Source organism: Wenjunlia vitaminophila DSM 41686 (assembly GCF_000380165.1).
GTDB lineage: Bacteria > Actinomycetota > Actinomycetes > Streptomycetales > Streptomycetaceae > Wenjunlia > Wenjunlia vitaminophila.
The window spans coordinates 1-14,386 of the sequence record NZ_KB904717.1; the positions used below are offsets into that span (position 1 = coordinate 1).

At 74.2% G+C, this 14,386-nt stretch carries 9 protein-coding genes; 3 read left to right on the forward strand and 6 right to left on the reverse strand.

All coding sequences use genetic code 11. The features are described 5' to 3' along the window. Positions 1-116: 116 nt before the first annotated feature. Both A3IG_RS0125230 and A3IG_RS0125235 read right to left on the reverse strand, forming a co-directional pair. The gene (locus tag A3IG_RS0125230; protein WP_026220646.1) at positions 117-4,043 is read right to left on the reverse strand and encodes a glycosyltransferase family 2 protein; all 3,927 of its coding nucleotides are present in this window, start codon (positions 4,041-4,043) and stop codon (positions 117-119) included. 251 nt (positions 4,044-4,294) lie between these two features. After that, complete coding sequence (locus A3IG_RS0125235; protein WP_018386373.1) at positions 4,295-4,558, reverse strand: WhiB family transcriptional regulator; 264 nt, start codon at positions 4,556-4,558, stop codon at positions 4,295-4,297. A gap of 1,119 nt (positions 4,559-5,677) precedes the next feature. On the opposite strand from A3IG_RS0125235, the gene A3IG_RS0125240 reads away from it, so the two are divergent. From A3IG_RS0125240 to A3IG_RS0125250, 3 genes are read left to right on the forward strand one after another with little or no spacing between them, the layout of a single operon-like run. Further along, positions 5,678-6,271: a cupin domain-containing protein gene (locus tag A3IG_RS0125240; RefSeq protein WP_018386374.1), complete on the forward strand. Its 594-nt coding sequence runs from the start codon at positions 5,678-5,680 to the stop codon at positions 6,269-6,271. A gap of 20 nt (positions 6,272-6,291) precedes the next feature. Beyond that, on the forward strand, positions 6,292-7,251 hold the full coding sequence (gene cofD / locus A3IG_RS0125245; protein WP_018386375.1) for a 2-phospho-L-lactate transferase: 960 nt from the start codon (positions 6,292-6,294) through the stop codon (positions 7,249-7,251). Next, positions 7,248-8,549 (forward strand): coenzyme F420-0:L-glutamate ligase, encoded by a 1,302-nt coding sequence (locus A3IG_RS0125250; RefSeq protein ID WP_018386376.1) that lies wholly within the window; start codon positions 7,248-7,250, stop codon positions 8,547-8,549. Before cofD ends, A3IG_RS0125250 begins: the two co-directional genes overlap by 4 nt. Before the next feature lie 12 nt (positions 8,550-8,561). Here the strand turns inward: A3IG_RS0125250 and A3IG_RS0125255 are convergent, their stop codons facing one another. The 4 genes from A3IG_RS0125255 to A3IG_RS0125270 all read right to left on the reverse strand — a co-directional run bounded on the left by A3IG_RS0125255 (position 8,562) and on the right by A3IG_RS0125270 (position 14,054). Then, positions 8,562-9,536 (reverse strand): DNA-3-methyladenine glycosylase family protein, encoded by a 975-nt coding sequence (locus A3IG_RS0125255; protein ID WP_236719156.1) that lies wholly within the window; start codon positions 9,534-9,536, stop codon positions 8,562-8,564. 143 nt (positions 9,537-9,679) lie between these two features. After that, positions 9,680-10,762: a mannose-1-phosphate guanylyltransferase gene (gene manB / locus A3IG_RS0125260; RefSeq protein WP_018386378.1), complete on the reverse strand. Its 1,083-nt coding sequence runs from the start codon at positions 10,760-10,762 to the stop codon at positions 9,680-9,682. 171 nt (positions 10,763-10,933) lie between these two features. Further along, positions 10,934-12,481 (reverse strand): peptidoglycan recognition protein family protein, encoded by a 1,548-nt coding sequence (locus A3IG_RS0125265; protein ID WP_026220647.1) that lies wholly within the window; start codon positions 12,479-12,481, stop codon positions 10,934-10,936. A gap of 136 nt (positions 12,482-12,617) precedes the next feature. After that, entirely contained in the window at positions 12,618-14,054 is a 1,437-nt protein-coding gene (locus tag A3IG_RS0125270) for an LCP family protein (protein ID WP_018386380.1), read from the reverse strand. Positions 14,055-14,386: the final 332 nt, after the last annotated feature.

Here is a 14,386-nt window from a genome sequence, read left to right on the forward strand (position 1 = left end):
GGCCCTCGGGGTCTCCTTGGCGGGCTGGTCCGCGCCGTCCGACCGGGTCACCGCGGCGAGGCCGGCGACCACGGCCAGCACCGCGACGGCCACGATCAGGGACAGGGTGGTGCGCTTCACTGCTCGCTCCCGTCACGGCGCTCGGTGTCGCCGTACTCGTTGCCGTTCTGCCCGCGGCCGTACTCCTGGCCCTGGCCCGGGTAGGCGCCGTACCCGTCGGGGTAGCCGCCGGGTTCCACGGGACTGCCGGGCCCGGGCGGGTACCCACCGGGCTGGTAGCCGAAGGACGCGGGGTGGGCGGTCTGGCCGGGGACGGGGTAGCCGGTCCCGTCGTCTGCGTGGTACGGGTCGGGGGCTGCCTGCGGGTACGAACCGTAGGACCCGGGGACGGCGTACGGTTCCCCGCCGTCAGCCGGGGGCCCCTGGGGTGCCGGCGGGTGGGAGCGGGCCGGGGCGGGGCGGCTGAACGCGTCCCACGACGGGGCGGCGCCGGGCTCCTCCGCCCCGGAGTGGTCCTCGGGGGCGGACGTCGGTTGCGCGGGTACCAGCGGCGGGGCGGCCGGGTGGGGCGGGGCGCCACCGTCCGGTGCGGGTCCGACGCCGCCGTCGCCGGTCTCGGCGTCCTGGCCCGCGGCGACCACGGGGAAGCCGTCGGCGTCCGCCGGCCACCCGGTCTCCGCCTGGACCTCTCCCTGGGCCTCGGCCTGGGCTTCCGCCTGTGCCCGCAGCCGACGCGCCCTGCGGCCCTCGCCGTCCACCGCGTTCGACGCCGGCACCGCGGCGACCGCTGCGGGCTCCGGCAGGTCGTCGTCCACCTCGCTGCGGCGTCCCGGCAGGGCCAGGACCAGGACCACCAGCACGCCGAAGCCCTGGGTCCACAGCCAGGCGGTGTGGCCGAACGGCGTCTCGTGGCGCAGGGTGAACACTCCGCCCTCGGCGGGGAGTTCGAAGCCCTGGGCCCAGCCGTCCACGGTGACGGGCTTGAGCGCCCTGCCGTCGAGGGTCGCCCGCCAGTCGCCGTCGGCGGCGTCGGCGATCCGCAACACCCGCCCTTCCTCACCGGCGGGGATCTCGGTGCGGGCGTCCACCGGCCCCGCGGCGACCGCGAGCGGTTCGGGCTCGCCCGGCGTCTGCACGGTGATCCGGGCCACCGTCCGGTCCACCCGCCACAGGGCGGTGCCGTTCTCCTGGCTCATCCGCAGGATGCCGGGGGTGCTGTCCAGCACCTGGCTCATCTCGGCGCGGGCGGGGCCGTCCTGGACCAGCACGAACCGGACCGCGTAACCGGCGAGCCGCCCCGCCTGGTCCGCGCCCGAGCCGGCGAGCAGGTCACTGACCACGCCGCTGAGCCGCTTGTCGGTGCCCTCGAGGGCGACGGTCTCGGCATCGCCGAGCTTGGCTCCCGAGCCGCGGACCAGGGTGTAGGAGATCCTGGAGGCGCTGTCGCCACCGATCACCAGGGTGCGCGCCTGGTCGCGGGTGGCGCTCTCCTCGGCGATGAAGGCGGGCACCTGCACCGGGTCCCTGCGGTCCAGCGGGTCCCCGGCGCCCCGCAGCAGCCATGCGCCCCCCGCGCACAGCGGGGCCGCCGCGGCGGCCACGGCCACCAACGCGGCGGCCGGCTGCCGCCAGCCGAAGCTCATCTCGGCCACCCGGTCCTTCAGGCCCTCGGCGCCGACCACCGCGGCGACCAGCAGCCCCAGCGCGTAGAGCAGGACCGCGGGCCCGGACCAGGTCTGGCCGGAGGCCATGCCGTCGGCGGCGGTCACCTCGGCGCCGTTGGCCGGCACCGCGAGGAGCAGGCCGACGAGCGCCGCCGCCCAGGCCGAGACGATCGCCACCCGGCGCTCCGTGCGCAGCAGGGCGCCGAGCCCGGCCAGTACCACGCCGACCATCAGCATCCCGGGCAGCGTGCCCGGGCCGCCGGGGTTGAGCAGGACCAGGTCGCCGGCGCCCGCGGGGTCATCGCCCGGATAGGGCAGGCCGGCCTCGACCAGGAACCTGGACGGGTCGGTGACGAGACCGAGCGACCAGGGCGCGAGCAGCAGCATCGGCAGGGCGAGCAGGGCGGCGAACCGCGTCGCCAGCGGCACCAGCAGCGCCCGGTGTCCGCCCAGCACCCGCACGACCACGACCGTCACGGCGAGCACCACGGCGATCAGCCAGACCACCGGGGTGAACGCGGTGGTCACGGTGAGCAGCAGGGCCAGCGCCCAGGTGCCGCGCCAGCCGGGACGGGCCCCGCGCTCCAGCGCCCCGGGGCTCAGGTGCAGCCCGGCGGCGGCGACCGCGGCCCTGGCCATCAGCGGCAGGAGCACGGCGAGCACCGCGGTGCCCAGCCGACCGGTCGCCAGGGCCCCGGTGACCGCGGGCAGCAGCGCGTAGCTGACGCTGCCCCAGGCACGCAGTGCCCTGGACTCCACCAGCGGGCGCGACGCGAAGTAGGCGGTGAGCCCGGCCAGGGGCACGGAGCCGACGAGCAGCACCGCGACGGCCAGGCTGACCTTGCCGAGGAGCACGGTGGCCAGCACGGCGAGCACCGCGAGGTAGGGGGGCGCCGAGGTGGTGCCACCGGTGCCGACGGTGTGCCAGCCGTCGGTCACCCGGGTCCACAGGTCGGACGCGCCGCCCGGGACGGGCAGCAGGCTGCCGCCGAACAGCGCCCCGCCGCCGTACAGGTCGCGGCAGGCGACGAGGGAGACCAGGAGCAGCGAGGCGAACAGCACGGGCGCCGGTTTGCGGGCCAGGCGCTTGAGCCGGGCGAAGTTCTCCACCTCGAGGAAGTCGGCGTCCTCGTCGCCGGGTCCCGACTCCACGGCGCCGTGCCGGCCGGCCGACGCCTCCTGCTCCCCTGCGCGTCCGACGACGCTTCCGGCGAGCTGTTCCACGGTGAGTCGGACGGTGGCGCCCGGCGGGGGGAACAGCGGGCGCAGTTCGGACGCCGGGACACCACCACGGGACCTGGCCCGCCGGGCGGAGATGATCCTGCCCGGTCGCATCAGCACCGCCGAGAGTCCTGCGACCTCGTCCAGTGCCTGCCCGGGGACCTTGGCCACCAGGTAGCCCAGCGCCCTCAGCAGCGTGCCGAGCAGCAACCTCAGCAGCACGTAGGGCAGTACCCGCGTGGAGGAGTTGGCGAGCAGGGTGAACACCGCCCCGGCCTTGTCCACCCGGTACGGGCGGTCCGGTGCCGCGGCGATGGGGCGGCGTTCCCGGGCTGCGGCCTCGGCGTGCCGCAGCACCGCGTCCGGCGCCACCATCACCCGGTGGCCGGCGGCCTGGACCCGCCAGCAGAAGTCCACGTCGTCCCGCATCAGCGGGAGGTTGCGATCGAAACCGCCCAGTTCCTCCCACACGTCGCGGCGCACCAGCATCCCCGCCGAGGACACCGCCAGCACCTGGCGGACCTGGTCGTGCTGGCCCTGGTCCTGTTCGCGCCGGTCAAGTCCGGTCCAGCGCCGGCCGCTGCGGGCGATGCTGACGCCGGCCTCGAGCAACTGGCGCCGGTCGTACCAGCTCCGCAGTTTGGGGCCGACGACGGCGACGGAGGGGCTGGAGTCGGCGACCCGGAGCAGGTGGAGCAGGGCGTCCGGTTCCGGCGCGCAGTCGTCGTGGAGCAGCCACAGCCACTGCACGGGCTCCGGTGGCGGCCCCTTGGGGGCGTCGTCGTCCCAGTTGCGGGCGACCGGGTCCCAGCCGCCACGGCGCGCGAGGTAGGGCAGGCCGTCGGGATCGACGGGCCCGGCGGTGCGCACGGCCTCGGTGACGGCCGTGCCGAACCCGCTGCGGCGGCCGAGGTGGATCACCCGTTCCGAGCCGAGCGCGTCCTGGAGGAGGTTGGCGGAGTAGTCCGCGCTGCCGGTGTCTGCCGCGATGACGCTCTGCACCGGGCGTTCCTGCCCGACCAGGCCGGACAGCGCCTGGGGCAGCCAACGGGCGCCGTCGTGCGCGACGATGACGGCGGTCACCAGGTGACGCGGGAATTCGGGGACGGCCGCATACCCCTGAGGAGGCGGGGCCGCCTGGTGGCTGTGAACGGACATCGAGGAAACGCGCCCCGGTTCGCTGGACAGTGTGGACGCGCGGGCCCTGCCTCACGCGTCGTGGACGGCCACCCACACTAACGTCCCACGACGCGCTCGCCACACAGCGAAGGTCAACGGCCCCCGCGGCTGGGAGCCGGGGACGGACCGGGTGGGCGGGCGCCGTTCCGCTGCGCCTCCTGGTTGGCGACCGCCGTGGTGGGGCCGCTGTGCGCACACCCCGCCACCAGGCACACGCATCTGACGGAGCCTCAGACCGCTGCCTTCTTCAGGCGCCGGCGCTCCCGCTCGGACAGGCCGCCCCAGATGCCGAAGCGCTCGTCGTTGGCGAGGGCGTACTCCAGGCACTCCGAGCGCACCTCGCAGGCCAGGCAGACCTTCTTGGCCTCACGGGTGGAGCCGCCCTTCTCCGGGAAGAACGATTCGGGGTCGGTCTGCGCGCACAGGGCGCGCTCCTGCCATCCGAGCTCTTCTTCTGCCTCTTCGCCCAGCAGTAGCTCAAACAGCTCGGTCATGTGCGCCCCTCGCTCCTGTGTACGTCCCCGTGATGTGCCCCGTGATCTGCACTCTCTGCGCTGTGATGTTCCTGTGATGTGCCCGTGATCTAACGACTGTCAATTCGGACTGCGGACTGAACGACACGACTGAAATTACAAGTGCGCCGATCCAGCCCAGTCAAGCCGAGATCTGCTATTGAGCCGTTCATTCACTCCACGGAACCAAGGGTTCGCAGTAAGTGTTCAAATCAGCCCAAAACATGACACGTCACTTGCCCTCCTCCTCTCACCTTCTAGGGACGCCGCGCACGGGGACCGGGTTCCGTGAGAACCGGCGACGCGACCGGGATCACAAAGTGGTCACGAAGAGGCAACACCGCCTCCGGTCAGTCAGACCACGCCCTCTCACCCGGGCCGCCCCGCGGGAACCAACGGGGGAACCAGGCGGGAAACACGGAGAACCACGGGGCACCACCGACTACGCGCCCGCATCCGACGACCACGGGAACCCCTGCTGAGGGGCCCGCCGGCCGACGCAGCCGACACATGGACAACGCTGGTCCCGGGGAGACGTTCCGCGTCCACCGGTGCTGCGCCCCTCCCCAGGTGACTCAGCGCACAAACCTTTCAGCGGACGCAACCGCCGGATCAGGTGAACCCCGCCCCGGCCGGTGGCGGCAGGTTGACAGTGGTCGCGGGGAAACGGTCTCCTGGACGGCATGCCAGTGACCCACGCGCCCCTTGGGACTCGCCAGGACGAGTCCCGCCGCGTCGTGTCCGGTTCCGTCCCGCCGGCCGGTCGCTGTCCCTCCCGTCACGACTCCAGCAGCGGCGTCGGCCGCCGCCCCCGTTGCTGTTGTCCCTGTTGTCGTTGACGGCCTGACGGGGTTCACCCCTCCGACGCGCGGACATGACCGCGTCGGCGCGCCGGCTCCCCGGTCCGTGGTCGGCCCTCCCGCGCCCACGCCGTGCGGTCCTCCACGAGCCGGTCGCGCACCGCTCCCCGTCCCCGGGCCCCCTCCGCAGCCGTCCCCGCTCCCGCCCGGCGTTCGCCACCCGTCGGCCACGGCGGCCGCGCCGACGGGCCGCCACTCCCCGCACCACGCCCACCTGTCCGAGGCAACCCGAGGAACCCCCGTGCACCGTTCCACCGCCCCCCGGCCCACCCGGGCCGAGCAGCTCAGCGACGTGTCCGTCGCCGGCGACCCACTGGCCCTGCCCCACCTCGCGCCCCGACCCGGCACCCGGCCCGAGACGGTCGCCCACTTCAGCGGCCTGGCCCTGGCCCTGGCCGCGGACCGCGACCGGTGGGCCCCCCTGGTCCGCTACGACCCGGTCAGCCGCTGGTACCACCGGCTGGACAGCGGGCCGGGACACGAGGTGTGGCTGCTGAGCTGGCTGCCGGGCCAGGGCACCGGTCGTCATGACCACGGGCGGTCCTGCGGGTTGCTGACCGTCCTCACCGGGACGCTGACGGAGCTCGTCGAGGGCCGGGACGGCGGCACCGTGCGCCACCACCTGCGGCCGGGCAGCCAGCGGGTGTTCGGCCCCGGCCACGTGCACGAGACCGGCAACGACACCCTGGAACCCGTCGTCAGCCTGCACGTCTACTTCCCCGGTCTCACCGAGATGAACGAGCGGACACGGCCCGGCGTCGGCCGCCGCGAGCGGCGCGCGGAACGCGTGGCGAAGGCGCCACTGCCCGACCGGGGCGCGGAAACCGTGTCCTGACGGCCTGGGAGACTGGCGGCATGCGCATCGTGGTACTGGCCGGAGGCATCGGGGGCGCCCGTTTCCTGCGTGGCCTCAAAGCAGCGGCACCGGACGCCGAGATCACCGTCATCGGCAACACCGGTGACGACATCCACCTGTTCGGCCTCAAGGTCTGTCCCGACCTGGACACGGTGATGTACACCCTGGGCGGCGGCATCAACGAGGAACAGGGCTGGGGCCGCGCCGGGGAGACCTGGTCGGTCAAGGAGGAGCTGGCCGCCTACGGGGTGGGCCCGGACTGGTTCGGTCTCGGCGACCGTGACTTCGCCACCCACATCGTTCGCACCCAGATGATCGGTGCCGGCTACCCGCTCAGCGCGGTCACCGAGGCGCTGTGCCGCCGTTGGCAGCCCGGGGTGCGCCTGATCCCGATGTCCGACGACCGGGTGGAGACCCACGTCCTGATCGACACCGACGAGGGCAGGAGAGCCGTCCACTTCCAGGAGTACTGGGTGCGGCTGCGGGCCGAGGTGCCGGCGCACGCCGTGGTGCCGGTCGGAGCGGACCAGGCCAAACCGGCACCCGGTGTGCTCGAGGCGCTGGCCGACGCCGACCTCGTTCTGTTCCCGCCGTCCAACCCGGTGGTCAGCATCGGCACCATCCTGGCCGTGCCGGGCATCAGGGAAGCGGTCGCCGGGGCCGAGGCGGTGGTGATCGGCCTGTCCCCGATCGTCGGTGACGCACCGGTGCGCGGCATGGCGGACAAGATGCTCGCGGCGATCGGGGTGGAGACCTCGGCCGCCGCGGTGGCCGCCCACTACGGCGCGGGGTTGCTCGACGGGTGGTTGGTGGACACCGTGGACGCGGCATCGGTGGCCGCGGTGGAGGCGTCCGGGATTCCCTGCCGGGCGGTGCCGCTGCTGATGACGGACGAGGCGGCGACCACAGCGATGGCCCGTGCCGCCCTGGATCTCGCCGAGGCGGTGCGCGAGGGGTGAACGGCTTCTCGGTGTGGGCGCTGCCGGGCATCCCCGAGGTGGTCGCCGGCGATGACCTGGCCGCCCTGGTCAGCGCCGCCGCCGGGCCCGACGGCCTGGCCGACGGGGACGTCCTGGTGGTCACCTCGAAGATCGTCAGCAAGGCCGAGGGGCGTACGCTCGCCGCCACGGACCGCGAGGCGGCGATCGACGCGGAGAGCGTGCGGGTGGTGGCCCGTCGCGGGTCCACCCGGATCGTTCAGACCCGGCACGGACTGGTGATGGCCGCCGCCGGGGTGGACGCCTCCAACACGCCGCCGGGCACGGTGCTCCTGCTGCCCGAGGACCCGGACGCGTCGGCGCGTCGGCTGCGCGCCGGGGTGCGGGCGGCGCTCGGGGTCCGGGTCGGAGTGCTGGTGACCGACACCTTCGGCCGGCCCTGGCGCAACGGGCTGACGGACGTGGCGATCGGAGCCGCCGGCATCGCCGTCCTCGACGACCAACGCGGCGGCAGGGACACCCACGGCAAACCGCTGGAGTCGACCGTCGTCGCCACGGCCGACGAACTGGCCGCCGCCGCGGACCTGGTCAAGGGCAAGGCACGCGGGCTTCCCGTGGCGGTGGTCAGGGGCCTGGGGCACCTGGTCGGGCCGGACGACGGGCCGGGTGCCCGGGAGCTGGTGCGCGACCCGGCCTCGGACATGTTCCGGCTCGGCACCTCCGAGGCGGTGCGCGCCGCGGTGACCCTGCGGCGCACCGTGCGGGAGTTCACCGACGAGCCGGTGGACGGGGACGCGGTGCGGCGCGCCGTGGCCGCCGCGGTCACCGCGCCGGCTCCGCACCACACCACGCCCTGGCGGTTCGTGCTGCTGGAGTCGGCGGGGTCCCGGGCCCGGTTGCTGGACGCCATGCTCGACGCCTGGCGGGCCGACCTGCGGGGTGACGGCTTCTCCGAGGACGCCGTCGCCCGGCGCACCGCCCGGGGCGACGTGCTGCGGCGGGCCCCCTGTCTGGTGGTGCCGTGTCTGGTCGCGGACGGGGCACACACCTACCCGGACGCCCGCAGGAACGCCGCCGAGCGGGAGATGTTCGTGGTGGCGGCCGGCGCCGGCGTGCAGAACCTCCTGGTCGCGCTGGCCGGTGAGGGCCTCGGGTCGGCCTGGGTCTCCTCCACGATGTTCTGCCGGGACGTGGTGCGCGAGGCCCTGGACCTGCCCGCGCACTGGGACCCCATGGGAGCGGTGGCGGTGGGCCGGGCGGCGGCGCCGCCGCGCCCGCGTCCCGAGCGCGACCCGGCGGCGTTCCTCCGGGTGCTCTGACCGGGCGGCGGGTCACATGTCCCGGTAGTCCAGGGGCGCGTAACGGGGGTGCCGGCGGGGCGGCACCCGCCCGGAGAGCAGGATCAGCCGGCAGGCCCGGTGCCGTTGGCCGCGGTACGGCTCGAGCAGTTCCAGCATGCCGGCGTCGTCGGTCCGCTCACCGGTGAGGGCGTAGCCGACGACGCCCGGCAGGTGGAGGTCGCCCACGGACACCACGTCCGGGGCGCCGTTGCTCCGCTGCAACGTTTCCGCGGCGGTCCACGGCCCGATGCCCGGCACCGCCGTCAGGCGCCGGACAGCGGCCTGCGCGGTCATCCCGGCGGCCTCCTCCATCCGACCCGCGACCCGCACCGCGCGCAGGATGGTGGACGAGCGGTGCCCGTCCACCCCGTAGCGGTGCCACTCCCAGGACGGGATCAGCGCCCAGGCCCGCGGTTCGGGGGGCACCCGCATCCTGGCCGCCGGCGATTCGGCGGGGCCGGGCGCGGGCTCCCCGTGACGGGTCAGGACGAGCCTCCAGGCCCGGTACGCCTCACCGGTGGTGACCCGCTGCTCCAGGATCGCCGGGAGCAGCGCCTCCATGACGAGCCCGGTGCGGGTCAGCCGCAGCCCCGGGTGCCTGCGGTGCGCGGCGTAGACGATCCGGTGCCGCGGGACGAACGCGGTGACCTCGTCCTCCCCGCCGAGCAGTGCCGGAACGCGGTCCAGCAGCCATCCGGCGCCGGCGCCCCACGCCTCCGCCTCGACCACGCCCTCAGTCGGCCGGGCGTACAGGCGGAGGGTGCCCGGCCCCTCCGGTGTCCGGGAGGCCCGCCAGTAGGCGTCGTCGGGGCCGATCCGCAGCGCGGGGTCCCCGGACCCGCGGCGCAGCGGGCCGAGGACCAGCGCCAGGTCCACCGGCCCCTCTGGCCGCCACCGCCGGCACCGGCCGGCACCGCGGACGGCGGCGCCGGAGCGGTGGGGCGGGCGGGACTGCTGAGGGATCACGGGAGCCGAGCGTACGCCCCGGGGCGGACAGCCGACGCGGCACCGGGTCGGCCGGGGGCCGCCCAGGCGCCACCCCGCCGCCGGTGGTCCGGGGTCCCCACGGTTCCCCGGCCGGGGTCACCGCGGGCAGGAGCACCCAGCCGCTAGCGGTCGGAGGAGAAGCGGACGGACGACGCCGGCAGGGTGGCGTCGCACCAGACCCGGGCGCCGTGACGGAGCTCGTTGCCCCGGCCGACGGTCGCCCCGTCCCCGACGACCACGCCGTCCAGCACGCACCCGGCGCCGATCCTGGCGCCGGCGCCGACCAGGCTGTCCCGGACACAGGCGTCGGTGTCCACCACCGCGCCGGCGAGCACGGCGCTGCCGTGGACCCGGGCCCCGGACCTGATCCGGGCGCCGGCTGCCACCGAGGTGCCGCCGGTGAGTTTGGCGTCCGGGGCCACCTCGGCGCCGTCCAGGACCAGGTGGTCACCGGGGGACCCGGGGAGGGCGGGGGAAGGGGCACGGCCCAGCACCAGGTCGGCGGAGCCGCGGACGAACGCCTGGGGGGTGCCCAGGTCGAGCCAGTAGCTGGCGTCCACCACCCCCTGGAGGTGCGCCCCCTCGGCGAGCAGCCCCGGGAACGTCTCCCGTTCCACCGAGACCGGCCGGTCCCAGGGGATGGCGTCGATGACGGAGCGGTTGAAGACGTAGGCACCGGCGTTGATCTGGTCGGTGACGATCTCTTCGGGGCTCTGCGGCTTCTCCAGGAACGCCGTCACCCGCCCGGTGGCGTCGGTGGGGACGAGGCCGAACGCCCGGGGGTCGGCCACCCGGGTGAGGTGCAGGGTCACGTCGGCTCCAGCGGCCACGTGACGGTCCACCAGGCCGGCGATGTCCAGGCCGGTCAGGATGTCCCCGTTGAAGACCAGGACCGGCTCGTCGGCCCCGGAGGACAACCTGTCGGCGACGTTGCGGATCGCCCCTCCGGTACCCAGCGGGTCCACCTCGGTGACGTACTCCAGGCGCAGTCCCAGCGGGGCCCCGTCACCGAAGTACGGCTCGAAGACCTCGGCGAGGTAGGACGTGGCCAACACCACGTGCTCCACTCCGGCCGCACGGATCCGGGCCAGTTGGTGCGTCAGGAACGGCACTCCGGCCGCTGGGACCATCGGCTTGGGGGTGCGCACCGTCAACGGGCGCAGCCGGGTGCCCTTGCCGCCGACCAGCAGAATCGCCTCTGTCACCGTTCGCAGCTCCTTGGGTCGGGAGAGTGATCCGCAAGTGTATGCAGGACCCGGAGGGACCGGCTCCGGCGCCGGATGCCGGTCCACTCGCCCGCCCGACGCACCCCGCACCACCAGGGGGTGCGGGGTTCCGTCAACGTACCGGGAGCTGGTTGGCGTTCCGGCGGCGCGTCAGTGCCGCTGCAGCTTGGCGGCCACCGTGCGGACCCAGCCGAGCCTGGCGTACAGCCGGTCCCCGGGACAGTCCGTGCCGAACACGTCCCGGTGGCCGGAGACGACCTTCACGGTGACCACGGTTCCCTTGCCGTACTTCCCGCCGCTCGAGCGCATCCGCACCGAGCTCCGCGGGTCGACCCCGGACAGTCCGAGCTTCCAGGCGGTCAGCTTGGCCAGGGACTTCAGGGCGGCCTTCGGCGGGCTGGCGGAGTTGTAGCTGCCCAGCAGCACGACCCCGGTGCTGTTGTGGTTGAAGCCGAGGGAGTGCGCCCCCATCACCGGTTTGCTGACCCCACCGGCCCGGCCCTCGTAGATGGTGCCGCACTTGTCGATGAGGAAGTTGTAGCCGATGTCCCGCCACCCGTTGCTCTTGACGTGGTAGCGGTAGATGCTGCGGATCATGGAGGGTACCTGGCTGCAGGAGTAGTAGTTGCCCGTGGCGCTGTGGTGCACGAAGGCCACCTTCACCCGCTTGGTGTAGCGGAACCCCCGCTCCCGCAGCTTCTCGTCGGCCCCCCAACCCGCCCTGCTGACGATCTTCGGGTGGGCGGCCACACGGCCCGTGGTGACGTTCGCGTCGGACGAGGGCCTGGGCCCGGGCTCGGGGTGCGACGGGCGGGGTTCCTGGTGTGGCCTCCCGGACCCACCTGGGGTTGTCGGGCGATGGCCGGACTCCTTGGACGGCTCGTGTTCCGAAGCCTCGTTCTCAGACGTCTCCTTCTCCGACGTCTCTTTTTCCGACGCTTCGGACCCCGACGGTTCGGAACCCTCCAGCATCTCCTCCACGTCGGACCAGTCCTCCGTCCCGCCCGGCTCGAACGGCTCCTTCGGCTCCGTGGGCTCGGCCGGTTCGGTCGGGTCTTCGGCCTCGTCGAAGCGTGGCCGGTCCACGACCCGGTGCGTCCCCGAGGACCACGCGACGCCCTGACGCGAACGGAGTTCGGGGACGGACCCGCGGGACGGCTCGTCGCTCCCCGGATCGACGAGTTCCAACCGCAGTCCCTCGGGCACCGCGGCACGTCGCGGAGCGACCCGGACTTCGACGGCGTCCGAGCGCCCCACCCACAGGGGCATGGTGCTGCCCCGCAGCGGACCCGCGTCGACCTCGGCGGCGGGCGCGTCGCTGGTGTGGGTCTCCAGGGCCTGCCAGGGCGACCAGGCGCCGCCCGCGGATCTGGTGCGGACCTGCACGGCCTGCGGCGGAGCGGCCGACGGGTCGTCCCAGGTGACGCCGAGCAGGGAGAAGGGGGCCACCTTACGGGCCGGGAGTCCGTGCGTGGCAGCGGGGTGTTGCGGCGCCGCCAGCCCGCGGCGGTCCTTGGGCAACGGGGCGAGGGGCACGGTCCGGGTGGTTCCCGGGAGCACGGGCGGCCGAGCGACGGTGCGGCCCTGTTCGGCGCGGTACGTCGAGCGATGGGCGACGGCGGTGGCCGACGGCGTCATGGGCGCCGCCAGGGCAGCGACGCACGCTACCCCAAGGGAGGAGACGAGGAATGCACGCATAGGTCAGATACTGACATACAGGACAATTCGCTCTACTCGTCAGACATGGCTGTTCCCTGATGGAGTGTGGGCCGGACGGCCTATCAGCCGAACGCCGTCGGTGGGCCACACCTCATACCGCGGTCTCCGCACCGGCTCACGGGCAGAGCACCTGGTCCCCGGTCCGCACGCCACGGGGGTTCTCCGCCAGACCGGTCGTGCTCGCCTTCACCCTGCGCACGCCCTGGAACTCGTGCCCGATCGTGACGTCCAGCACCGGCCCGTGCCCCCGGACCGCACGCAGTTGGGCCCCGGGCAGCGCCGCGGCGAGGGAGCGCGCCGAACGGTCCCACCGCGGGTCAAACGTGATCAGCGTCCGCTGGGCGTCCCGCTCGCCGTTGCGCGGCAGGCCGGTGGTGGCGAACCCGCTCCTCCGCAACGCCCCGTCCGTCCTCGCGCCGAGTCCGGTCCGCCCCGATCCGTTGATGACCTGCACCCGGATGCTCCGCGGGTCGATCGGCACCAGACGGGTCTTCTTCCCGGGCCGCCCGGACGTCAGCGGTCTGTCCTCGCGGATCTTGGCGAACAGCTCCCGGGACCGCTGCTGGTCCCACAGCACGGCGGACCCCCAGTGCGGGTCACCCCGGTAGTCCTCGTCCGCCACCGGCACCGACACGAACTCGGACCCGGAGAGCGAGAAGTGCCGCATCGCGGCGCCGAGCTCCACCAGGTCCCCGCTGGTCAGACTGCGGTCGGCACGGACCGAGCCCAGGATGCCGTCGACGGCGGCGGTCAGCCGCGCCGGGTTGGCCAGCACACCGCTGCTGCTGAGTTTCCGCATCACCTGGGCGAAGAAGTGCTGCTGGCGCTCCATCCGACCGAAGTCGGAGAGGCTGCCGACGTGCCGGGCCCGGACGTACCGCAACGCACCCGAGCCGTCCACCGTGCTGGTCCCGGCCGGGAGGTCGAGCCCGGCGTACTCGTCCTTCAACGGGGTCATGGTGCAGACCTCGACCCCACCGAGGGCGTCCACGGTTCGGGTGAAGCTGAGGAAGTCCAGCTCCAGGTAGTGGTTGATGTGGATGCCGGTGGCCCGTTCCACGGTGGCCACGGTCAGCGCGGGGCCGCCGTGGGAGTACGCCGCGTTGATCTTGCCCCGGTGCCGGGCGTTCCGAGTGCCGTCGGGCTCGTCGTGCGGCGGGAACGACACGTACGAGTCGCGTGGCAGGCTCACCACGCTGACCCGGCTGCGATCCGCGGAGATGTGCACCAGCATCAGCGCGTCGGTGCAGTTGCACGCCTCCCCACCCACGTGGAGCTTCCGGCGCTCATCGCGGCTGATCTCGTCCCGTCGGTCCACACCGGCGAGCAGGAAGGTGACCCCCTCCCGCTCCTGCGGCCTGCGCTGCACCCCGTCGAACGCGTCCACCCGCTCGATGCCCTCGTCGAGGTGGTTCACCGCGGCCCAGCCGAACCCGCTGACGACGAGCACCGCGGCCGACAGGACCCCGAACAGCCGCAGCCCCCAGCGGGGACGGCCGGTGCGACCTGCCTCGGAGGACGGGGCGCCGGACACGCGGCGGGAGCGGGGCATGGACGGTCACCTCCGGTCCCCCGACGGCGTCTGCGGTCCCCCCAGTCTGCGAGCCCCCCAGCCCACGACCGACACCCCACGCCGCGACGGACCGCACGGCCACTCTGACGGGGGCCCGACACCCGCCAGTAGCCCCAGCCACCCCCGCGTGTCGCGCACCCCCACCCCGACACGCGGGACACCAGCGGCTGGCGCCGCAGGGGGAGCCGGCCGAGGAACGCCGGCAGGGGCACCTCAAAGCGGCCGGCGGCGAGCGAACCCCCGGGAAAACCCGCAGCGTCGTGCACCCCCGCCCCGACGACGCGAAGACGTGAGCGAGCCAAAGGCCGCGC